This window comes from Blautia sp. MCC269 (assembly GCF_018785655.1).
GTDB lineage: Bacteria > Bacillota > Clostridia > Lachnospirales > Lachnospiraceae > Blautia_A.
The window spans coordinates 1-22,045 of record NZ_WQQE01000001.1 but is presented as its reverse complement, the minus strand read 5'-3'; the positions used below and the strand labels follow the sequence as shown (position 1 = coordinate 22,045).

The following is a 22,045-nucleotide window of genomic DNA, read 5'->3' as shown; positions in this document are numbered from 1 at the left end:
AGAATACGGGAGGTTACTGAAATGAGATATATACAACTGAACAACACAGATCTGGACGTCAGTCGTATTTGCCTTGGGACAGCAGGATTCGGGGATAAATTGGATCAGGAAAAAAGTTTTGAGGTTCTGGATGCCTTTATACGGGCAGGTGGAAATTTTATTGATACAGCCAATGTGTACTGCAAATGGCTGGAAGGACATGGGAACTGCAGTGAGCAGATCATTGGAAAATGGCTGAAAGACCGCGGGGCGGAAGGAAAAGTGATCGTGGCTACCAAAGGTGCACATTATTCTTTTGAAGATCCGGGCCGTAGCAGAGTGAACCGGGAGGATATCCGGGCAGATCTGGATGAAAGCTGCCGTACACTGGGAAAAGATGAGATTGATTTTTATTGGCTTCACAGAGATGATCCGGAAAAACCGGTGGAAGAGATCGTGGATATTCTGGAAGAACTGAAAAAAGAAGGCAGGATTCGCTATTACGGATTTTCCAATTACTGTACAGAGCGACTGAAACAAATTGAGAAATGTCTGAGAGATCGAAATCTTCCAGGCATCACAGCAGTCTCCAATCAGTGGAGTCTTGCAGGAATCAATCCCGGGGGAAATACCAATCCGGATCCCACACTTGTGGAGTTTTCCGGAGAGGAATTTAAGTGGCACTGTGAAACTGGTGCGGCATCCATTCCGTTTTCATCCACAGCAATGGGATTTTTCCCGAAACTTCAGAAAATGGGGCTTTCCTGCACAGAAGCAGAAACAGATGCATCCTGGATGCAGGAGAAAGAAAAACAGATTGCAAATCTTTCCGAAAGCATGAAGAAAGCCTACTGGAATGAGACAAACCTTCGCACATATCAGAAACTGTTAAAATTACAGAAAGAAACCGGACACAGCCTGCAGGCCTTATCTCTGGCGTACTTTTTCCATCAGCCTTTCCAGACAGTGCCGGTAACCGGTGTCAGCAATCTTACACAGTTAAAAGATGCAATAGATGCCTGTGAAATTGATCTTGCGCCGGAACGGTTCGGAGGCTGGGTGAGCGCTGGAGGTGATCAATGAAACTGATTCATTTATCCGATCTTCACCTTGGAAAAAGAGTCAATGAATTTTCCATGATTGAAGATCAGAAATATATTCTGGATGAAATCCTGAGAATCATTGATAAAGAGGAACCGGATGGAATTCTTCTTGCGGGAGATCTTTATGACAGGCCGGTTCCTTCTGCAGAGGCCGTGCAGCTTTTTGACAGTTTTCTCACTAGGCTGGCGAAGCGGAAACTTCCGGTTTATGCCATCGGCGGAAATCATGACAGCGCAGAGAGGATTGCTTTTGGAGCACATATTATGAGCAGCAGTGGAATCTGCATGTCTCCGGTATATGATGGAAAAACAGCAAAGTACTGTTTAATGGACAGTTACGGAGAAGTGTGGATTCATCTTCTTCCGTTCATCCGGCCTTCCGTTGTACGTCATGCACTTTCCGGGGAAGAGAGCGCAGAAGAAATCCGTACTTATCAGGAGGCTGTGCAGGCAGCAGTGGAACACATGGAGATTGAAAAAGATAAGAGAAATGTTCTAGTGGCCCATCAGTTTGCAGTGGGAGCGGTAAGCTGTGATTCCGAGGAGATCACAGTGGGAGGAATTGACCAGATTGAAGTGTCCGTTTTTTCGGACTTTGATTATGTGGCACTTGGACATATCCACAGCCCGCAGAACGTGGGCAGTCCGAAAATCCGATACTGTGGAACCCCACTGAAGTATTCGTTTTCCGAGTCAGGGCAGCAGAAATCCGTGACCGTTGTGGAACTTCTGGAAAAAGGAAATCTGGAAGTGCGGGAGATTCCGCTGAAGCCCCTTCGGGATATGCGGAAACTGAAAGGCACATACATGGAGATTACGTCACTGTCTAATTATCAGGACACAAACACCGAGGATTATGTGCAGATTACACTGACAGATGAAGAAGATATTGTAGATGGAATGCAGAAACTCCGGACGATTTATCCAAACCTGATGCGGCTGGAATATGACAACCGCAGGACAAGAGAAAATCAGGAAATTACAGGTACGGAAGCTGTAAAAAAGAAATCCGAACTGGAATATTTTGAGGAATTTTTTGAGCTGCAGAACAATCAGCCCATGAATGAGGAACAGCGGAAATTTTCAGAAGACCTGATCCGTAAAATTCTGGAGGTGAACTTATGAGACCGGAAAAACTGACCATTAGTGCCTTCGGGCCTTATGCGGACAAAACGGAGATTGATTTTTCCAGGCTTGGAGAAGGAGGTCTCTATCTGATCACCGGAGACACCGGAGCTGGAAAAACTACGATTTTTGATGCAATCACGTTCGCTCTCTATGGACAGGCCAGTGGGCAGGTAAGAGACTCAGCCATGTTTCGCAGCAAATATGCGGATACTGCCACGGAGACGTTTGTGGAGCTTGAGTTTTCCTACCAGGGAAAAAAATATCAGATTTTCCGGAGCCCGGAATATATGGCCCCCAAGAAAAGAGGTACAGGGCTGACGCTCAGAAAAGCAGAAGCGCAGCTGACCTATCCAGATGAACGCCAGCCTGTGACAAAGGCAAGAGATGTAACCAGAGCGGTTGAGGAACTTCTTGGGCTTGACTATGAACAGTTTACCCAGATTGCCATGATCGCACAGGGGGATTTCCAGAAACTTCTTCTTGCGGGAACTGTGCAGCGTGGGGAGATCTTCCGGCAGATTTTTCACACAGGGCTTTATCAGCAGGTGCAGCAAAAACTTAAGGATGCGGCAAGGAACAGATATAAGGAATATGATGAGATGCGCCGCAGTATCACCCAGTATCTGGACGGAGTAAAGTTTCAGCAGGCGGAAGGAACCGGAGCCGGGGAATTTGCAGAGCTGAAAAAAGTGAAATTCGAAGGAAAACTGGAGCGTAGTCTTGAACTTCTGGAGGATTTTATCAATCAGGGAGAAATCAGGGAGAATGCACTTTTTACTGAGGAGCAGGAAGTGGATCAAAAGATCCGGACAATGGAAAAACTGCTGCATCTTTCCTCACAGAAACAAAGTCTGGAACAAAAAGAAACTTTTGCAGAAGAACAGCTTAAGAAACTTCTTCCGGAGCTTGAGAAAGCGACAGCAGAGGCAGAAAAATATCAGGATACAGACCAGAAATGCGAAAAGCTGGGACTTCTGATCCGTGAAAAAGAGGAACAGCTGAAAAAATATCAGCTTTTGGAACAACTTAAGGAAGAACTGGATGAAATCGGTACACAGCTGGAAAAATCCAGGGCACAGAAGGAAGCGAATATCCGGCAGGAAGAGCAGATTCAGAAAGACATGGAACAGCTGAAAAAGGAACGTTCCACATTGGAAAATTCTGAGGTTGACCTTCAGAAAGCAATGACGGAGAAAGAAAAACGGACACAGAGAAAGACAGAACTGAATGGGCTTGAGACAGAAATCCGGGAATTTCGAAATCTTTATGACGCAACAAAAGAACAGCAGAAAAAGTATCAGGCAGCGTGTCAGGAAGAAAAGCAGCAGAATGAATACTATCAGCAGATTTTTCACCGTTTTCTGGATGCTCAGGCAGGACTTCTGGCGCAGGAACTTAAAAATGGTCTGCCCTGTCCTGTGTGCGGTTCCACAAGCCATCCCCACCCTAAGATGCTGTCCGGAGGACATCCGGTTACTCAGGAAACACTGGACAATGAGAAACGCGAACTGGATAAACTGGTAAAGGATTCCACAGACCAGAGTGTGAAAGCCGGAAAATTAAAGGAACGGAGCAATGCAGCCTGGAAACAGATTGTGCTCAGTGCAGAAGAACTTTTAGAGGATTTTCAGAGGTTCCGTAAGGAAAGCAGAAGCACAGCCGGTCAGGCAGGGGATTTCATGACCGTGTGGAAACAGATGATTCTTATGATAAACAGGGAAAAAGAACAGTGCGGAAATCTTCTGGAAGAAAGTGACAGAAAAATCCGGGAAGCCCGGGAAAACACAAAAAGAAAGAAAACTGTGGAAAAACTTCTGGAGAATCTTCAAAAAGAAAAAGATCGGATTCAGGAAAAAAAGAACTTCTGTGACAGAGAACAGGCCGGTCTTACGATGAAAGCAGCCGAAAATAAAAAACAGCAGCAAAATGCGGCGGAAGAAATCAGACAGATCCATCTGGAAACAGGAAAAGAAGTTCTGGAAACAGAAATAAAGGAAAAACAGCAGGAATACAGAAATCTGAAAGAAAACCACAAAAAGGCAAAAGAGACCTTTGAGAGATTTCAGGCAGAGAAGGAAAGAATAACTTCCACTATAAAGACTCTCAGAGAACAGCAAAAAGAAATCGGAGAGATTCACGAAGAAGAGATCCGGGCGCAGTATACAAAAAGTACAGCACAGAAAGCAGAACTTACAGAAAAAAGAAAAGAACTTTTTTCCATTCAGAGCGGAAACCGGGAAATTTTCCAGAAGGTACAGAAGCAAAAGGAAGAGATGACAGCTGCGGAAAAAGAATATGTCTGGATAAAAAATCTCTCGGACACAGCTAACGGAAACCTTAACGGAAAGGCCAAGATTGAGCTGGAAACCTATATCCAGATGTCCTATTTTGACAGAATTCTCCGAAGAGCCAATGTGCGTCTTATGACTATGAGCAGTGGCCAGTATGAGCTGAAACGCCAGGAACAGAGCGAGAACCGAAAGGAAAAAGCCGGCCTGGACCTCAATGTCATTGACCATTATAACGGAACAGAGCGAAGCGTAAAAACACTTTCTGGAGGAGAAACCTTCCAGGCTTCCCTGTCTCTGGCGCTGGGGCTTTCCGATGAAATCCAGGCATCTGCAGGAGGAATACGCCTGGATTCCATGTTTGTGGACGAAGGCTTCGGTTCCCTTGACGAGGAAGCCCTTTCCCAGGCAGTCAAAGCCTTAAGCGGCCTGGCAGACGGACACCGCATGGTAGGAATCATCTCCCACGTGGCCGAGCTGAAAGAACGCATCGAAAACAAGATCATCGTCACGAAACAGTGCAGCGGGAAAGGCGTTGGCAGTAGCATCCGGATACAGTAGCAGATATAAGACAGAAAAAACTCCGACAGGGATTATTATGTATCGTCCCGGTCGGAGTTTATATATTTGATTATATAGGAGTTATGATATCAGAAGATCAGTCCTTCTGATATTTTTTCTTTTTTTCAGCCTTGGCTTCGCAGGTAAGCTCAATGCCGAGTTTTCGGAAACTGATCACATCCACATCGGAGAGCATAACAGAGGTATGGGCCTGGCAGCCACGGAGGTTCGGGATCTGCTCCAGGGCAAGGCGTGCGGCGTCGCTGGTTGCGGCACTCATGGACAGGGCAATCAGGATCTCGTCAATGTGAAGACGTGGGTTCTTACTTCCAAGATATTTGGTCTTCAGCTGCTGAATCGGATGGATGGCATCCGGGGAGATCACATGCTGCTCATGGTCAACTCCTGCCAGCTCTTTCAGTGCGTTCAGAAGGAGAGCTGCGGATGCACCGAGAAGATCGGAAGTTTTTCCGCATACGATTCTGCCGTCCGGAAGTTCCATAGCTGCAGCAGGGCCATTGGTTGCTTTCTCTTTTTCAAGGGCAGCAGGTACAACTTTTCGGTCAGTGATCTCTGCGTGGGCCTGCTGAAGGAGAAGTTCGATTTTACGTACTTCATTCTCTGTGCCGGAGCCGGAAACCAGGGCGTCCATACTCTTATAATAACGGCGGATGATCTCCTGGCGGGAAGCTTCCTGGCATACTTCATCGTCAACGATGCAGTTACCGGCCATATTAACGCCCATATCTGTCGGAGATTTGTAAGGGCAGCTGCCCATGATCTTCTCGAACATAGCCTGTACAACAGGGAAAACTTCTACGTCACGGTTGTAGTTGACGGTAGTTTTGCCGTAAGCTTCCAGATGGAACGGGTCGATCATGTTGACGTCATTCAGATCTGCAGTGGCAGCTTCATAGGCAAGGTTTACCGGATGTTTCAGAGGAAGATTCCAGATCGGGAAAGTCTCGAATTTCGCATATCCGGCTTTTACGCCACGTTTGTATTCGTGATAGAGCTGGGAAAGGCAGGTTGCCATCTTTCCGCTTCCAGGTCCCGGGGCTGTGATCACAACCAGAGGTCTTGTGGTTTCAATATAGTCATTCTTTCCATAGCCCTCATCACTTACGATCAGAGAGGTGTTGCTTGGATATCCGGGGATCAGGTAAAGCTTGTAAACACGGATACCCAGTTTCTCCAGACGTTTCTTGAAGAGATCGGCGCTTTCCTGGCCGGAGTACTGTGTGATGCATACGCTTCCTACATACAGGCCACGGCTTGTAAACTCATCCATAAGACGGAGAACGTCTTCGTCATAGGTAATGCCAAGGTCGCCGCGTACTTTATTCTTGTCAATGTCATTGGCACTGATAACAATAACGATCTCCGCCTGATCAGAAAGCTGCATCAGCATGCGGAGCTTGCTGTCCGGTTCAAAACCCGGAAGAACACGGGATGCATGGTAGTCGTCAAACAGTTTGCCGCCGAATTCAAGATAAAGTTTGTTGCCGAACTGACCGATTCTTTCACGGATATGTTCTGACTGCATTTTCAGATATTTTTCATTATCAAAACCTATTTTCATTTGTCTGATTTCCTCTCCTCTTTAATTTTCCAAATTACTGGGAACAGTATACTACAATTTAATGTTCACTGGCAATATCCTATGAGGTGTTTTTTCACAGGTATTTTTACAATCTCACGGTTGATTTATACGGTTTTTCTCTTTATAATAAAGAAATGACAAGAGGAGGAAAAAAATGAATAATCAACTGAAAAATGATCAGGATGGAAAGCAACCTGATAACAAAGATCCCAAACAGGGTTCAGGTAAAAATCATCAGTCGATTCTGGCTTTTCTGATATGCCTCCTGGTCACACTGGTGTGTTTTGCATTGTTTACCAACATGCTGAAAGATAACAGCAGTGAGATCTCCTATGATAAATTTATCGATATGGTGGATAAGGACCAGGTTAAGGAAGTAACGATCCAGTCCAGCACACTGACGATCGTACCTAAGAAGCAGAACTCCAAGTACGAGGATGAAAGCTATTATACTACGAAGACCGAGGACAGCACAGCACTGACCAAGAGACTGGAAGGTAAGGGAATCAAGTTTGAGACCGATCCGCCCGATGTGTTTGGCGAGTTTGTTGCCATGATCTTAAGCGTGGTTCTTCCAACCCTGCTGCTGTTTGGCCTTCTGATGTTCTCCATGCGCCGTATGAACAAAGGCGGCGGAATCATGGGCATGGGTGTAGGCAAGAGCAAGGCCAAGGCCTATGTTCAGAAAGAAACAGGAGTTACTTTTAAAGACGTGGCAGGCCAGGATGAGGCCAAGGAATCACTGCAGGAGGTTGTGGATTTTCTTCATAATCCTGAGAAATATACAGCCATCGGAGCCAAACTTCCAAAAGGCGCACTTCTTGTAGGACCTCCAGGAACCGGTAAGACACTGCTTGCCAAGGCGGTTGCCGGTGAGGCTCAGGTACCGTTCTTCTCCCTTTCCGGATCGGAGTTTGTGGAGATGTTTGTGGGTGTGGGAGCATCCCGTGTCCGCGATCTTTTTGAGGAAGCCAAGAAGAATGCACCGTGCATCGTATTTATTGATGAGATCGATGCCATCGGTAAAAGCCGTGATTCCCGCTATGGCGGCGGAAATGACGAACGTGAGCAGACACTGAACCAGCTGCTTGCGGAGATGGATGGTTTTGATACTTCCAAAGGTCTTCTGATCCTTGCGGCAACCAACAGACCGGAAGTCCTTGATCCGGCGCTTCTCCGTCCGGGACGTTTTGACAGACGTGTGATTGTTGACCGTCCGGATCTTAAAGGAAGGGTGGATATTCTGAAGGTACATGCCAAGAATGTACTTCTGGATGATACGGTTGATTTTGAGGCAATTGCCCTTGCAACTTCCGGTGCAGTAGGATCGGATCTTGCCAATATGATCAATGAAGCAGCAATTCTTGCAGTCAAGAAAGGCCGTAAGGCCGTATGCCAGAAAGACCTGGAAGAATCCGTTGAGGTAGTTCTTGTAGGTAAAGAAAAGAAAGACCGCATCTTAAGCAAACAGGAGCGCCGGATTGTATCTTACCATGAGGTAGGCCATGCGCTGGTAAATGCTCTTCAGAAAGATGCGGAACCTGTACAGAAGATTACCATCGTACCACGTACCATGGGAGCACTTGGTTACGTTATGCAGGTACCTGAGGAAGAAAAATATCTCAACACCAAGAAAGAACTGGAAGCGATGCTGGTAGGTTATCTTGGCGGACGTGCCGCAGAGGAAATTGTATTTGACACAGTGACCACAGGCGCTGCCAACGATATTGAGCAGGCGACCAAGGTTGCCAGAGCCATGATCACACAGTATGGTATGTCTGAGAAATTCGGGCTGATGGGACTGGCAACGCAGGAAAATCAGTACTTAAGCGGAAGAGCAGTCTTAAACTGTGGCGATGATACTGCAACAGAGATTGACCATGAGGTTATGAAACTGCTTCATCATTCCTACGAGGAAGCTAAGAGGATTCTTGGAAGCCACAGAGCGGAGATGGATAAAATTGCGGAATATCTTATTCGTAAGGAAACCATCACCGGTAAGGAATTTATGAAGATTCTCCGTGCAGTGCAGCAGGGACTGGATATTCCGGAGAATCTGGATGACCTGGTACTTTCTGAGGATGAAAAAGAAGTGTCCAATAAACAGGACATCACAAATAGCCCGGAAGAGGCCACCTTTGTGGAAACAGAAGAATCTGTTCAGACAGCAGATGCCACTCATACAGAAACAGAAGAAAAGCCGGGATCACAGGCATAAAACAGATCATCGGAAAACCGGGAGAAATCCCGGTTTTCTTATTACCGTGATGGTAAAACAGGAGAATAAAGTATGTTCATAATTGAGGAAGAATTAAAGAAACTTCCGGCAAAACCGGGAGTTTATATCATGCATGGCGAGAAAGATGAGATCATCTATGTAGGAAAAGCCATCAGCCTGAAGAACCGTGTGCGCCAGTATTTTCAGAGCAGCCGTAATAAAGGAGCCAAAATTGAGCGGATGGTTACACACATTACCAGATTTGAGTACATTATTACGGACTCTGAACTGGAGGCACTTGTTCTGGAGTGCAATCTGATCAAGGAACACCGTCCTAAATATAACACCATGCTCAAGGATGACAAAAGTTATCCGTTTATCAAGGTGACTGTCAACGAACCATATCCAAGAGTACTTTTTGCCAGAAGAATGAAAAAAGATAAGGCCAGATATTTCGGACCTTATACAAGTGGCGGGGCAGTGAAAGACGTGATTGAACTGGTGCGGAAACTGTATCAGGTACGTTCCTGTAATCGCAGTCTTCCGAGAGATACAGGGAAGGACCGGCCCTGTCTGTATTATCATATGAAGCAGTGCAAAGCACCCTGCCAGGGATATATCAGTCAGGAAGAATACAGGAAAAACATCAATAAAGTGATCAAATTTCTGAATGGAGATTTTCAGGATACTATTGATGAGCTGATGGTCAAAATGCAGAAAGCTTCGGAGGAAATGCGCTATGAGGATGCCATGGAATACCGGGATCTGATCCATAGTATTGAGAAGATCGGGGAACGCCAGAAGATCACAGGCTACGGACAGGAAGACAGGGATATCATTGCGGTAGCCATGGATGAGAGTGAAGACCTCCGTGATCAGGATGCTGTTGTGCAGGTATTTTTTATCCGGGATGGCAAGCTGATTGGCAGAGATCATTTTTATCTCCGGGTGGCAAAAGGCGATACAAAGGCCCAGGTTCTTTCCAGTTTCCTGAAACAGTTTTATGCAGGTACTCCGTTTATTCCCTCTGAGATTATGCTTCAGAGCGAAATCGAGGATGCGGATATTATCGAAGAGTGGCTGACAACAAGGCGGAAGCAGAAAGTGCATATCCGTGTTCCCAAAAAAGGAACCAAGGAAAAACTGGTAGAACTTGCCCTTGAAAATGCCCGTATGGTTCTCTCCAAGGACAGAGAACGGATTAAAAGAGAAGAAGGCCGTACCATCGGTGCAGTTCATGAGGTGGAAGACTGGCTGGGACTTGAAAATGTGGTACGTATGGAGGCATACGATATTTCCAACATCAGTGGTTTTGAATCCGTAGGTTCTATGGTTGTCTATGAAAAAGGCCGTCCGAAGCGCAGTGATTATCGTAAATTCAAGATCAAATGGGTGCAGGGGCCAAATGATTATGCCAGCATGGAGGAAGTGCTCACCCGAAGATTTACCCATGAAAGCAACGGCGAATTTGACAGTTTTGCAAGGCTGCCGGATCTGATCCTGATGGATGGAGGAAGAGGCCAGGTGAATATTGCACTGAAAGTGCTGAATAATCTGGGGATAAGTATTCCGGTCTGTGGTATGGTGAAAGATGATCACCACAGAACCAGAGGCCTGTATTTTGACAATGTGGAAATTCCCATTGATACTTCCAGTGAGGGATTCCGGCTCATTACCAGAATTCAGGATGAAGCGCACCGTTTTGCCATTGAGTACCACCGTTCTTTAAGAAGCAAGGAACAGGTACATTCCATTCTGGATGATATCCCCGGAATCGGAGATACCAGGAGGAAAGCGCTTCTCAGGAAATTCAAATCTGTGGAAAACATCCGTGACGCTTCAGAAGAAGAACTGGCACAGACAGAGAGCATGAATGCGGGAAGTGCCCGCCAGGTTTATGAATTTTTCCATAAATCCTGATGCTGCATTGCAGTTTCAACTGTGATTGTGTATAATTAAAGATAAGGTGTCTCACGCCACGGCAAAACGGCAGTGAGAATGCAAACTTTCAGCGAAAAGGAGACAAAAGTATGAAGGGTGTACAGTTGACAAAGATGGTACAGGAACTGGAGCTTAACAATCTGACTCCGGAAATCGACCTGTCAGGCATCGTGATCAAGACTGCGGAGATCAACAGACCTGCGCTTCAGCTTACCGGATATCTGGAGCATTTTGCAAATGAGCGGGTACAGATTATCGGATATGTAGAGTATACGTATCTGATGCAGCTCAATGAGGAAGAGAGACGTTTTAAATATGAGCGTTTTATCTCCAGTAAGATTCCCTGTGTTATTTTCAGTACCATGACCCGTCCGTCTCAGGACATGATTGATCTGGCTGTTAAATATAATGTTCCGACATTCGTGACAGAAAGAACAACTTCCAGCTTTATGGCTGAGATTATACGCTGGCTGGGTGTACAGCTTGCACCGTGCATTTCTATTCATGGTGTACTGGTGGATGTTTACGGCGAGGGAATTCTGATCACTGGTGAGAGTGGAATCGGTAAGAGCGAGGCTGCTCTGGAGCTGATTAAACGTGGCCACCGTCTTGTCAGTGATGATGTTGTTGAGATCCGTAAGGTCAGCGATGTAACGCTGGTAGGATCTGCGCCGGATATCACACGTCATTTTATTGAGCTTCGTGGTATCGGTATCATCGATGTAAAAACACTGTTCGGTGTAGAGAGTGTTAAGGATACCCAGTCGATCGACCTTGTTATCAAGCTTGAGGAGTGGGACAGAGATAAGGAATATGACCGTCTGGGACTTCATGAAGAGTATACAGAGTATCTTGGAAACAAGGTTGTATGCCATTCCCTTCCGATCCGTCCGGGACGTAACCTGGCGATTATCGTTGAGGCAGCAGCTGTCAACCACAGACAGAAGAAGATGGGATACAATGCAGCAGAGGCACTGTACAAACGTGTTCAGGCGAACCTTGCCAAGAAGAGAGAGAATACAGACGACGAAGAGTAAGGGAGGATAAGAAATGGGAACATATTGTTTTGGAATTGATGTAGGTGGAACTACTGTAAAATGCGGACTTTTCCGCACAGATGGCACTCTTGTTGAGAAATGGGAGATTCCGACACGTAAGGAGAATAACGGAGATCAGATCCTTCCGGATGTGGCAGCAGCCGTAAATGCCAAGATCGAAGAAAAAGGCATTTCCAAAGATGATGTAGAAGGCGTTGGAATCGGTGTTCCGGGACCGGTAAACTCCAAAGGCGAGGTGGACCGTGCAGTAAACCTTTACTGGGGCTATAAGGATGTTGCAGGAGAAATGGAAGAACTGACAGGACTTCCTGCGAAAGCTGGCAATGATGCAAATGTAGCTGCTCTTGGAGAAGCGTGGAAAGGTGCGGCAGCAGGTTCCTCCGATGTGATCATGGTTACACTGGGAACTGGTGTTGGCGGTGGAATCATTGTTGACGGTAAGATCGTGACAGGACATCACGGTGCAGGTGGTGAGATTGGACATGCCAATGTGGATCATCACGAGACAGAATCCTGCAACTGCGGAAATAAGGGCTGTCTGGAGCAGTTTGCCTCTGCAACCGGAATTGTCCGTATGGCAAAAAAAGAGCTTGCAGTTTCTGCAGAGAAGAGTGTACTCAGAGATGTGGAGAATATTTCCGCAAAAGCAGTTCTGGATGCGTTCAAGGAGAATGATCCAGTTGCAGTTGCGACCATGAAAAAAGTTGGAGAGCAGCTTGGTGGCGCTCTTGCGATCATTTCCTGTGTGACGGATCCTGAGACAATCGTAATCGGCGGAGGCGTTTCCAAGGCAGGACAGCCGCTGATTGACTGCATTCAGAAGTACTACAGAGAGTATACATTTTCATCCTGTAAAGATACTCCGATCGTGATTGCAACACTTGGCAATGATGCCGGAATTTACGGTGCAGCCAAGATGGTTCTCTGATTTTAAGTTCAGAAGAGATATAAAAAAGTGGATTCCCTGTTTCGGGAACCCACTTTTTTTATTCCTAAAATAAAATCATCAATTGTAATATTCTACAGGATCTTCGCCGGAAGTGTCTCCGCCATCGTCTCCGCCGGAAGTGTCTCCGCCATCGTCTCCGCCGGAAGTATCTCCGGTGTCATTTCCTGTATTATCACCTGAATTATCCCCGGAGGTGTCATCTCCGCCGGTGTTATCGCCGTCACCGTTGTCGCCGCCGGTGTTATCAGAACTGTCGGTATTATCACCGTTGGAATCGGCGTTCGTGCTATCCGTACTGTCCGGAGATGCGCTTGGAATTGCGTCGGTATCGGAATCCGTGTTTTCGTAATAATAGTCTTCGTCGTAATCATAGCTGCTTCCATAAAAATGTTCATCGCAGTATTCAGTCGGAAGACTGGAAATATCAAAATATTCGGTGATAGTCGGGCAGCCTGCACGTGGAAGAAGTCCGGTTTCAGAGCAGACACTTGCTTTTTCCACGCTGGAAGGCATTTCAAAATCTTTATCTTCCAGGCCTTCATGGATACGTGTCATTACTTTTTTCCAGAGATTTTTATGGAAGTTACGTGCATCTTCCGGGATTTTTTCGTTGTTGTCATAACCGGACCATACTGCACAGGTGTAATACGGGGTATAGCCTACGAACCACAGGTCATTGTAATCCTCAGTTGTACCTGTTTTTCCTGCAACAGTCATATTGTCAAGCTGGCAGGCAGTACCGGTACCTTTTTTGACAACGTCTTCCATGGCGCTTGTAAGCAGGTAGGCAGTGCTGTCTTTGATTACAGATCTGGAAACGGAAGTATTCTCGATCAGAACATTTCCATCATGATCAAGGATCTGTGTATAATAAATCGGTTTGATATAATTGCCGTTGTTTGCAATTGCTGCGTATGCGGCACAGAGTTCTACATTTTTGACACCCTTGGTAATACCTCCGAGGGCAGTTGCCAGGTTAGCGTCACTCCATACATTTCCGTTGGCATCTTTATCTGCCTCAGTTCCATGGGCCAGAGTAGTAAATCCGAAATCATCCAGATATTTAAGACCAAGAGCCGGGGTAACCTGTTCCAGACATTTGACTGCCACAACGTTGATGGAATTCTGGATTGCCTTACGGATGGTGGTCTCGCCGCCGTAGCTTCGTGTGGCGTTGTTAACCGGAGAACCGTCCGGATATTCATATGGCTCATCCATAAATGTAGTAGCCAGTGTATCACCTTTTTCATTCAGAGCCGGAGCGTAAGTGGATACAATTTTAAAGGTAGAACCAGGCTGTCTGGTTGTATCCGTGGCACGATTCAGAGTCAGGCTGGCTGTTTTTTCACCACGGCCTCCGATCAGGGCTTTTACATAACCGGTATGCTGGTCAATAACAGTCATGGAAGACTGCGGCTGAGGTGCAAAGTTTACACGCTCGGAAATAACGGTGCTTCCGTCAGAAAGAATGCTGGCTTTGTACTGGTCTACATACTGCTGGCCCTCTTCCGGAGAATCGAAGAGAAGGTCAAATTCCGGATCCTGATCACGGAAATAAAGCTGAAGCATTTCCTTGCTGTAATTTTTCTGGTTTCCATCTGCATCCTGAACGGTCAGTGCGTAATCCAGTTCATACTGTACATCAGCCGGATAGTTATCCGGATTTGCATATTCTTCATCAAGAATCTGCTGAATGTTGGAATCCAGTGTTGTCATGATTTTCAGGCCGCCACTGTAAAGAAGATTAGTAGCCTGTGTTTTTGTGTAACCTTTGATATTCATAAGGTCGCTGATTACCTGGTTGGTGACCTCGTCCTCAAAATAGGTGTAGACGGTGCTTTCTTCTTCTGTGTTTTCAAGCTGTGCAGCCTGAATACGGGAGTAAACATCATCATTCAGGGCATTGTTATATTCGTCCTGGGAAATATAATTCTGATCCAGCATGTGGTCCAGAACTTCTTTCCGTCTTTTGGCGTTGGCTTTCGGGTTGGTGATCGGATTGAATTTGGTTGGGTTCTGAGTGATACCTGCAAGGGTTGCACATTCAGAAAGATTCAGATCCCATACATCTTTATTGAAATATTTCTTGGAAGCTGCCTGTACGCCGTAGGAACCTGCTCCAAGGTTGATGGTGTTCAGGTAATTTTCAAGAATTACAGATTTATCGTATTTCTTTTCAACCTGTACAGCCAGGTACTGTTCCTGAAACTTACGGGTGAAACGTTCCAGCTGTGTGGACTCATTGGTCCAGTCTGTGAAAACGTTGTTCTTCAGAAGCTGCTGTGTGATGGTACTGGCACCCTCGGAAAAATTACCGGTGGTAATTGCCTTCATTCCGGCACGCGCAATACCGCGGACATCAATACCGTTATGTTCATAAAAACGTTCATCCTCAATGGCTACCACTGCATGCTGCAGACTGACCGGGATCTGGTCCAGGGAGACCGGAAGACGGTTGGATGTAGGGGCTGAAAGCTGTCGGATCTGTGTTCCCTGGTCATCATACAGGAAGGTTGCATATCCGAGAGGTGAAATATCCACATTGTTGACATCAGGTGCTCCGGCGATCACGCCCCGGAAGGAGCCGATACCAAGGCAGACAACCATGACGCAGACTGCGATCAGAGCTGTAAATAAAACCCGGATAAACGAAACATGTGCTCTTTTTTCCAGCATGGAAGTACGGGAGATCAGAGCATTCCGCTTCTTGGAAGTGGATCTTTTTCCGTAGTTCATAATATTCCTCCTTTATAATCCGTTCTATTATATCAAATATAGAATGCCAAATAAACCCTTAAAAAAAATTTCACAATTCGTGATATCTTATACATTGTGCAAAGCAGATAATTATTATACAATAAAGAAAACTCTGCCGGTGGCAGATTTCAGTTATAGATAACGGAGGCGTAAACCATGCTGGAACATTATAAAACCATATACGAAGGCGGCGAGGGCGAACTTGTGGAAAAAAAATCCCGTTTTATCGCAACGGTCCGTCCTGTGGAAACCGAAGAAGAGGCTCTTGCTTTTATCGAAGAAATGAAAAAGAAATACTGGGATGCCCGTCATAACTGCTATGTATATTCGGTAGGAATGAATCGGGAAGCCACCCGCTGCAGTGATGACGGAGAACCATCCGGAACTGCAGGAAGGCCCATGCTGGATGTGCTTCTGGGAGCCGGGATCTATAATGCGGCCATCGTGGTGACCAGATATTTCGGCGGCGTCCTTCTTGGAACCGGCGGACTTGTGCGGGCATATTCAGGGGCAGTCCAGGCCGGACTTGCGGCCAGCACTGTAATTGAGAAACATCACGGGATTTCTCTTCAGGTGACAACGGATTATACAGGGATCGGTAAGATCCAGTATATCGCGGGAGAAAGAAGCCTGCCAATCCTGGATTCCGAGTATACCGACAAGGTTGTTCTGAAGCTTCTTGTGCCGGATGACCAGATCGAAGAGGTCAAAAAAGCCATCACAGAGGGAACCAACGGAAGAGCCGGACTTGAGAAAGATGCAGAGCTGTATTTTGCAAAAGTAAACGGAGAGGTGAAAACCTTCGAGAAATAGAACAAAAAACACCCCGGAAACGGCAGATAACTGATTTACAGTCTGCCTTTCACGGGGCATTTTCATGTCTTTTTAAATAATTTCTTTATTTTAGAAAATTCTGCCTATCAGCATTTCTCCGGTTCCGGATAATCCACACCAAAGGTTTCAACAGTCATGGATTTGATCTTCTGCTCGTCAAGAGGACGGTCACTGTAGTCTGTGTCTGTCTCTGCGATAGCATTTACAACATCCATGCCCTCAATGATCTGGCCGAATGCAGCGTAGCTTCCGTCAAGATGCGGAGCAGCTTTATGCATGATGAAGAACTGGCTTCCGGCAGAGTTCGGATGCATGGCTCTTGCCATGGAGAGAACACCTGGTGTATGTTTCAGGTCATTTTTGAAACGGTTCTGGGAGAACTCGCCCTTGATGCTGTATCCTGGGCCGCCCATACCGGTTCCATCAGGGCATCCGCCCTGAATCATGAAACCGTTGATAACACGGTGGAAGATCAGGCCGTCATAAAAGCCTTTTTTTACAAGGCTGATGAAGTTATTTACTGTGTTCGGGGCAACTTCCGGATATAATTCCGCTTTCATTACATCGCCATTATCCATTGTGATGGTAACGATAGGATTTGCCATAGTTTTCGCACTCCTTTTCAAAAAGTATTGTATTTCGCTGTTCGCTCTATTATAATATGCAAAGAATAATTGTGCAAGAAAAAGGTGGAAAATATGATCATAGAAACGCATGATCCGGAGGAGACATTCGAGGTCGGAAGAACGATCGGAATGAATGCGAAACCGGGACAGATCTACACACTGACAGGCGATCTGGGAGTTGGAAAAACCGTGTTTACACAGGGCGTGGCAGCAGGTCTTGGGATTACAGAACCTGTAAACAGCCCTACGTTTACCATTATCCAGGAATACGAAGACGGACGTCTGCCATTTTATCATTTTGATGTATATCGTATCGGGGATCTGGAAGAAATGGAAGAGATCGGATACGATGATTATTTTTTCGGACAGGGAATCTGCCTTATAGAATGGGCAGAACTTATTGAAGAGATCCTCCCGGAAAAAAGAATCGAAGTTACTATTGAGAAAGACCTTGAGAAAGGTTTTGAGTACAGAAAGATCACCATTGAGGAGAGAGGGGAAGAGGTAGAATGAGAGTTTTGGCACTGGACAGTTCCGGAATCGTGGCATCTGTAGCTGTTGTGGAGGATGATACACTGGTAGCGGAATATACGGTTAATTATAAAAAAACACATTCACAGACCCTTCTTCCCATGCTGGATGAGATCGTGAAGATGACAGAGCTGGATCTTAAGACCATTGACGCCATTGCGGTAGCCAAAGGCCCGGGATCTTTTACCGGACTCCGTATCGGCTCTGCCACAGCCAAGGGGCTGGGACTTGCCCTTGACAAACCACTGATTGGGATTCCCACTGTGGAAGCACTGGCATACAATCTTTATGACGTAAATGGGCTGATCTGCCCGATCATGGACGCCAGAAGAAAACAGGTTTATACGGGAATCTACCGTTATGAAGACCACAGACTTGTGACTGTAAAAGATCAGATGGCAGTGGGAATCGAGGAACTTCTTTCCATGCTGAATGAAATGGGAGAAACCGTAACATTTCTGGGAGACGGTGTCCCAGTATTTAAAGATATTATTGCAGATAAGCTTGAGGTACCGTTTTCTTTTGCACCGGCCCATCTTTCCAGACAGAGAGCCGGAGCAGTAGGCGCACTTGGTGTCCTTTATTATAAAGAAGGCAGAACTGAGACAGCAGCTGAGCACAAACCGGACTATCTCCGTGTATCACAGGCAGAGCGGGAGCGTGCCCAGAAACTGAAAAAAGAATCAGAAGGGGAAAACGCATGATCTTAAGAGAAATGCTGGTGGATGACCTGGATCAGGTTATGGAGATCGAAGAGGAACTTTTTTCTGTCCCATGGACAAAAGAGGGATTTCTGACATTTCTTATGAAAGAGAATGCAATGTTTCTTGTTGTGGAAGAAAAAGGCCGGATCCTGGGGTATTGCGGTCTTCTTACTGTACTGGACGAGGGGGATGTGACCAATGTTGCCGTCCGCAGGGACCGCCAGAGAGAGGGAATCGGAAATTTCCTTATGGAGAGCATGATCCGTCTGGCCGAAGAACGAGGGATCACCATGATCCATCTGGAAGTCCGTGCGGGAAATGAGACGGCGATCCGGCTTTATGAGCGGCAGGGGTTTGTGAGAGACGGACTGCGTAAGGCGTATTATACAGATCCCACAGAGGATGCTGTTCTTATGACACGCACAGGAGGAAAAATATGTTAGATGTTTGTTTACTTGGCTGCGGAGGAATGATGCCGCTGCCACGCAGATGGCTTACCGCGCTGATGACCCGCTACAACGGCAGCAGCCTGATGATCGACTGCGGGGAAGGTACCCAGGTGGCCATTAAAGAAAAAGGCTGGAGTTTCAAGCCCATTGATGTGATCTGCTTTACCCATTATCACGGGGATCATATCAGCGGACTTCCGGGACTTCTTCTGACCATGGGAAATGCGGATCGTACGGAACCGCTGACACTGGTGGGCCCAAGAGGACTGGAACGTGTGGTAAACGCACTGCGTGTGATCGCACCGGAACTGCCTTTTGAAATTAAATTTATCGAGATCACGAAACCGGAGGAGGTTCTGGAACTGAATGGTTACCGGATCACCGCATTCCGGGTAAACCATAATGTTACATGCTACGGGTATACCCTTGAGATCCTTCGCCAGGGGAAATTTTCTCCGGACAGCGCCAGAGAGCATGAGATTCCACTGAAATTCTGGAATCCGCTGCAGAAGGGCCAGACCGTGGAGAATGAAGGAAGGGTCTACACACCGGATATGGTACTTGGCCCGCCGAGAAAAGGGATCAAGCTTACCTACACCACAGATACCAGACCAACTGAGTCCATTTTACGCAATGCAAAAGACTCCGATCTTTTTATCTGCGAGGGAATGTACGGCGAAGATGACAAGATCGAAAAGGCAAAAGGCTACAAACACATGACGTTTCGTGAAGCGGCTACCCTTGCCCGGGATGCGGGAGTAGGGGAAATGTGGCTGACCCATTACAGCCCGTCTCTGGTACGCCCGGATGATTACATGGATACAGTCCGTGAGATCTTTCCGAAGGCATGGCCGGGAAAAGACGGTAAAAGTGTGGAACTGAATTTTGAAGAGGACTGAAAAAAATGAAAGATACATTAATTCTTGGTATTGAGAGCTCCTGTGATGAAACAGCAGCCTCCGTTGTAAAAAACGGAAGGACTGTCTTATCAAACGTGATTTCCTCACAGATCGAGATCCATAAACTGTATGGAGGTGTTGTACCGGAAATCGCCTCCAGAAATCATATAGAAAGAATCAACCAGGTCATCCAGGAAGCGCTGGACGAGGCAAATGTTACCCTGGATGATATTGATGCTATCGGTGTAACTTACGGACCAGGGCTTGTGGGTGCGCTTCTTGTAGGCGTGGCAGAAGCCAAGGCCATTGCCTATGCAAGAAATCTGCCCCTGGTAGGCGTGCATCATATAGAAGGACATGTTTCCGCCAATTATATTGAGCATCCGGATCTGGAACCGCCATTTCTCTGTGCCATTGTATCCGGTGGACACACCCATCTTGTCATTGTGAAAGACTATGGCCAGTTTGAGATCCTGGGACGTACCAGAGATGATGCAGCAGGGGAAGCTTTTGACAAAGTTGCCCGTGCCATCGGTCTTGGATATCCGGGAGGCCCAAAGATCGACAAGCTTGCAAAAGAAGGAAATCCGGATGCTATTGAGTTTCCACGTGCAAAAATTGGTGAAAATCCGTATGATTTCAGCTTCAGTGGCGTGAAGTCCGCAGTTCTCAATTACTTAAACGGTGCAAAAATGAAAGGCGAGGAAGTAAACCGTGCGGATATCGCGGCATCCTTCCAGAAAGCGGTTGTTGATGTGCTGGTAGAACATACCATGCAGGCAGCAGCTGATTTTGGCATGAAAAAAATTGCTATTGCAGGAGGTGTTGCCTCCAATGGAGCGCTCCGCACTGCCATGGAAAAGGCATGCACAGACCGTGGATACAAATTTTACCGTCCGTCACCGATTTTCTGTACGGATAATGCGGCAATGATCGGAGTGGCTGCCTATTATGAATATATCAAGGGAACACGCCATAGCTGGGACCTGAATGCAGTTCCGAACCTGAAACTTGGCGAAAGATAAAAGAATCCGGGGTAATTGATTATGGAAGAGTGCAGAAATACAGCCATTGTCCTGGCAGCAGGTCAGGGAAAGCGTATGCACAGCAAAATACAGAAGCAGTTTATGGAGCTTAACGGAATGCCGGTGCTCTGTTATTCTCTGCAATGTTTTCAGGAAAGTCCGCTGATCCGGAATATCATTCTGGTGACAGGGGAGGAGTATGTTTCCTGGTGCAAAGAAGAAATCGTGGAAAAATACGGTTTTACAAAAGTTTCTGCCGTAGTATCCGGCGGAAAAGAGCGGTACGATTCCGTTTATGAAGGACTTCGTGCGTGCAAAGACACGGAATACGTACTGATCCATGATGGTGCCAGACCGTTTATTGATCATGAGATCATTGAAAGAGGACTTATGGCAGCAGCACAGACAGGTGCCAGTGTTGTGGGTATGCCCTCCAAAGACACGGTTAAGATTGCAGATGTGGAGGGAAATGTCAGTGAAACTCCGGATCGCAGCAGTGTATGGATCGTTCAGACTCCACAGATCTTTCGGTATCCGCTGATCTACGACGCATATACCAGCATCCTTAAGAAAGAAATGACCGGGATTACAGATGATGCCATGGTAGCAGAACATGAGACCGGGGTGAAAATCCGCTTTTCGGAAGGTTCCTATCGTAATATCAAGATCACAACACCGGAAGATCTTGTCATTGCAGAGGCATTTTTGAGAGAAAACAGAGAATAGAACAGAGGAAAAATCCCTGTAAATATGGGCATATAGCGGAAATTGAAGCTATATGTCCAATTTTTTGAAAAAAATATCAAATTTGTTATTGACAGGTAAGATATTTGATGATAGAATACAACATGCGCTGACAAAACAGCACAAAAAATGTTGAAAAACAACATATGGAGAGATATCGAAGTGGTCATAACGAGGCGGTCTTGAAAACCGTTTGTCCGCAAGGGCGCGTGGGTTCGAATCCCACTCTCTCCGCTAGTCAAATACAGAATAAAAACTTTTGAAAAAAGTTGAAAAAAGTACTTGACAACATAAAAGATACGAGATATAATATCACCTGTCGCTGAGAGCGATAGAGATAAATATCAGAACTACTTAGTAAGTAGGGCAATTTGGAGAAGTACCCAAGCTGGCCGAAGGGGCTCCCCTGGAAAGGGAGTAGGTCGTTAACGCGGCGCGAGGGTTCAAATCCCTCCTTCTCCGCTTTGATTTTTTGAGAAATTAAAAACTTCGAAAAAAATTAAAAAAAGTTCTTGACAAACGGTTTTGAATGAGATAAAATAAACAAGCTGTTCGAAAGAACAAAACTAACCTTGATAACTAAACAGTGAAACACATACGATTCTCGAAAATTTCTTTACATTTTAAAGAACGGTTTTAACAAACCAA

At 46.2% G+C, this 22,045-nt stretch carries 17 protein-coding genes and 2 tRNA genes; 16 read left to right on the top strand and 3 right to left on the bottom strand.

The annotated features are described in order from the left end of the window. Nucleotides 1–21 precede the first annotated feature (21 nt). The 3 genes from GPK88_RS00095 to GPK88_RS00085 are packed head-to-tail and all read left to right on the top strand — an operon-like array spanning nucleotide 22 to nucleotide 5,059. On the top strand, nucleotides 22–1,062 hold the full coding sequence (locus tag GPK88_RS00095; protein WP_195567122.1) for an aldo/keto reductase: 1,041 nt from the start codon (nucleotides 22–24) through the stop codon (nucleotides 1,060–1,062). Further along, nucleotides 1,059–2,207 (top strand): exonuclease SbcCD subunit D, encoded by a 1,149-nt coding sequence (locus GPK88_RS00090; RefSeq protein ID WP_173763112.1) that lies wholly within the window; start codon nucleotides 1,059–1,061, stop codon nucleotides 2,205–2,207. Before GPK88_RS00095 ends, GPK88_RS00090 begins: the two co-directional genes overlap by 4 nt. Then, complete coding sequence (locus tag GPK88_RS00085) at nucleotides 2,204–5,059, top strand: AAA family ATPase (RefSeq protein WP_173772418.1); 2,856 nt, start codon at nucleotides 2,204–2,206, stop codon at nucleotides 5,057–5,059. Before GPK88_RS00090 ends, GPK88_RS00085 begins: the two co-directional genes overlap by 4 nt. Nucleotides 5,060–5,156: 97 nt before the next feature. On the opposite strand, the gene GPK88_RS00080 is transcribed toward GPK88_RS00085, so the two are convergent. Continuing rightward, complete coding sequence (locus GPK88_RS00080) at nucleotides 5,157–6,641, bottom strand: DUF1846 domain-containing protein (protein ID WP_148448391.1); 1,485 nt, start codon at nucleotides 6,639–6,641, stop codon at nucleotides 5,157–5,159. A gap of 175 nt (nucleotides 6,642–6,816) precedes the next feature. Here GPK88_RS00080 and ftsH point away from each other — a divergent pair, with 175 nt between their 5' ends. The 4 genes from ftsH to GPK88_RS00060 all read left to right on the top strand — a co-directional run bounded on the left by ftsH (nucleotide 6,817) and on the right by GPK88_RS00060 (nucleotide 12,807). Continuing rightward, nucleotides 6,817–8,880, top strand: coding sequence for an ATP-dependent zinc metalloprotease FtsH (gene ftsH / locus GPK88_RS00075; RefSeq protein ID WP_173763110.1), 2,064 nt, complete (start codon nucleotides 6,817–6,819; stop codon nucleotides 8,878–8,880). Nucleotides 8,881–8,952: 72 nt separating this feature from the next. Then, a complete protein-coding gene (gene uvrC, locus GPK88_RS00070; RefSeq protein WP_173763109.1) occupies nucleotides 8,953–10,800 on the top strand; it encodes an excinuclease ABC subunit UvrC in 1,848 nt (615 codons plus the stop codon). Nucleotides 10,801–10,910: 110 nt separating this feature from the next. Next, nucleotides 10,911–11,858: an HPr(Ser) kinase/phosphatase gene (gene hprK, locus GPK88_RS00065; protein WP_173763108.1), complete on the top strand. Its 948-nt coding sequence runs from the start codon at nucleotides 10,911–10,913 to the stop codon at nucleotides 11,856–11,858. A gap of 13 nt (nucleotides 11,859–11,871) precedes the next feature. Next, entirely contained in the window at nucleotides 11,872–12,807 is a 936-nt protein-coding gene (locus GPK88_RS00060; RefSeq protein WP_173763107.1) for an ROK family glucokinase, read from the top strand. Between the two features lie 78 nt (nucleotides 12,808–12,885). On the opposite strand, the gene GPK88_RS00055 is transcribed toward GPK88_RS00060, so the two are convergent. Next, a complete protein-coding gene (locus GPK88_RS00055) occupies nucleotides 12,886–15,564 on the bottom strand; it encodes a transglycosylase domain-containing protein (protein ID WP_173772421.1) in 2,679 nt (892 codons plus the stop codon). 177 nt (nucleotides 15,565–15,741) lie between these two features. Between GPK88_RS00055 and GPK88_RS00050 the strand changes: the two genes are divergently transcribed. Beyond that, nucleotides 15,742–16,398: a YigZ family protein gene (locus GPK88_RS00050; protein WP_148448379.1), complete on the top strand. Its 657-nt coding sequence runs from the start codon at nucleotides 15,742–15,744 to the stop codon at nucleotides 16,396–16,398. A 107-nt stretch (nucleotides 16,399–16,505) separates the two neighbouring features. Here GPK88_RS00050 and GPK88_RS00045 read toward each other — a convergent pair whose 3' ends face one another. Further along, complete coding sequence (locus GPK88_RS00045) at nucleotides 16,506–17,024, bottom strand: peptidylprolyl isomerase (protein ID WP_148448377.1); 519 nt, start codon at nucleotides 17,022–17,024, stop codon at nucleotides 16,506–16,508. A 93-nt stretch (nucleotides 17,025–17,117) separates the two neighbouring features. Between GPK88_RS00045 and tsaE the strand changes: the two genes are divergently transcribed. The 8 genes from tsaE (at nucleotide 17,118) to GPK88_RS00005 (ending at nucleotide 21,859) form a co-directional block, all read left to right on the top strand. Continuing rightward, nucleotides 17,118–17,558: a tRNA (adenosine(37)-N6)-threonylcarbamoyltransferase complex ATPase subunit type 1 TsaE gene (tsaE, locus tag GPK88_RS00040; protein WP_148448375.1), complete on the top strand. Its 441-nt coding sequence runs from the start codon at nucleotides 17,118–17,120 to the stop codon at nucleotides 17,556–17,558. Next, a complete protein-coding gene (gene tsaB / locus GPK88_RS00035) occupies nucleotides 17,555–18,280 on the top strand; it encodes a tRNA (adenosine(37)-N6)-threonylcarbamoyltransferase complex dimerization subunit type 1 TsaB (RefSeq protein WP_195567741.1) in 726 nt (241 codons plus the stop codon). Before tsaE ends, tsaB begins: the two co-directional genes overlap by 4 nt. Next, nucleotides 18,277–18,723 (top strand): ribosomal protein S18-alanine N-acetyltransferase, encoded by a 447-nt coding sequence (rimI, locus tag GPK88_RS00030; RefSeq protein ID WP_118062669.1) that lies wholly within the window; start codon nucleotides 18,277–18,279, stop codon nucleotides 18,721–18,723. The genes tsaB and rimI overlap by 4 nt, the downstream gene beginning before the upstream one ends. Beyond that, nucleotides 18,717–19,628, top strand: coding sequence for a ribonuclease Z (locus GPK88_RS00025; RefSeq protein WP_118062668.1), 912 nt, complete (start codon nucleotides 18,717–18,719; stop codon nucleotides 19,626–19,628). Before rimI ends, GPK88_RS00025 begins: the two co-directional genes overlap by 7 nt. 5 nt (nucleotides 19,629–19,633) lie before the next feature. Next, entirely contained in the window at nucleotides 19,634–20,653 is a 1,020-nt protein-coding gene (gene tsaD, locus GPK88_RS00020) for a tRNA (adenosine(37)-N6)-threonylcarbamoyltransferase complex transferase subunit TsaD (protein WP_118062667.1), read from the top strand. A 21-nt stretch (nucleotides 20,654–20,674) separates the two neighbouring features. Then, nucleotides 20,675–21,379, top strand: coding sequence for a 2-C-methyl-D-erythritol 4-phosphate cytidylyltransferase (gene ispD / locus GPK88_RS00015; protein WP_118062666.1), 705 nt, complete (start codon nucleotides 20,675–20,677; stop codon nucleotides 21,377–21,379). 166 nt (nucleotides 21,380–21,545) lie between these two features. Further along, a tRNA-Ser gene (locus GPK88_RS00010) sits at nucleotides 21,546–21,631 on the top strand. A gap of 139 nt (nucleotides 21,632–21,770) precedes the next feature. Further along, nucleotides 21,771–21,859: transfer RNA gene (locus tag GPK88_RS00005), tRNA-Ser, on the top strand. The last annotated feature ends 186 nt before the right edge of the window (nucleotides 21,860–22,045 follow it).

Coding starts and splice junctions, on each gene's coding strand:
- GPK88_RS00025 (WP_118062668.1), top strand. CDS start 18,717: ATGTTAGATGTTTGTTTACTTGGCTGCGGAGGAATGATGCCGCTGCCA.
- GPK88_RS00085 (WP_173772418.1), top strand. CDS start 2,204: ATGAGACCGGAAAAACTGACCATTAGTGCCTTCGGGCCTTATGCGGAC.
- ftsH (WP_173763110.1), top strand. CDS start 6,817: ATGAATAATCAACTGAAAAATGATCAGGATGGAAAGCAACCTGATAAC.
- tsaE (WP_148448375.1), top strand. CDS start 17,118: ATGATCATAGAAACGCATGATCCGGAGGAGACATTCGAGGTCGGAAGA.
- rimI (WP_118062669.1), top strand. CDS start 18,277: ATGATCTTAAGAGAAATGCTGGTGGATGACCTGGATCAGGTTATGGAG.
- tsaD (WP_118062667.1), top strand. CDS start 19,634: ATGAAAGATACATTAATTCTTGGTATTGAGAGCTCCTGTGATGAAACA.
- GPK88_RS00080 (WP_148448391.1), bottom strand. CDS start 6,641: ATGAAAATAGGTTTTGATAATGAAAAATATCTGAAAATGCAGTCAGAA.
- ispD (WP_118062666.1), top strand. CDS start 20,675: ATGGAAGAGTGCAGAAATACAGCCATTGTCCTGGCAGCAGGTCAGGGA.
- hprK (WP_173763108.1), top strand. CDS start 10,911: ATGAAGGGTGTACAGTTGACAAAGATGGTACAGGAACTGGAGCTTAAC.
- GPK88_RS00050 (WP_148448379.1), top strand. CDS start 15,742: ATGCTGGAACATTATAAAACCATATACGAAGGCGGCGAGGGCGAACTT.
- uvrC (WP_173763109.1), top strand. CDS start 8,953: ATGTTCATAATTGAGGAAGAATTAAAGAAACTTCCGGCAAAACCGGGA.
- GPK88_RS00090 (WP_173763112.1), top strand. CDS start 1,059: ATGAAACTGATTCATTTATCCGATCTTCACCTTGGAAAAAGAGTCAAT.
- tsaB (WP_195567741.1), top strand. CDS start 17,555: ATGAGAGTTTTGGCACTGGACAGTTCCGGAATCGTGGCATCTGTAGCT.
- GPK88_RS00045 (WP_148448377.1), bottom strand. CDS start 17,024: ATGGCAAATCCTATCGTTACCATCACAATGGATAATGGCGATGTAATG.
- GPK88_RS00095 (WP_195567122.1), top strand. CDS start 22: ATGAGATATATACAACTGAACAACACAGATCTGGACGTCAGTCGTATT.
- GPK88_RS00060 (WP_173763107.1), top strand. CDS start 11,872: ATGGGAACATATTGTTTTGGAATTGATGTAGGTGGAACTACTGTAAAA.
- GPK88_RS00055 (WP_173772421.1), bottom strand. CDS start 15,564: ATGAACTACGGAAAAAGATCCACTTCCAAGAAGCGGAATGCTCTGATC.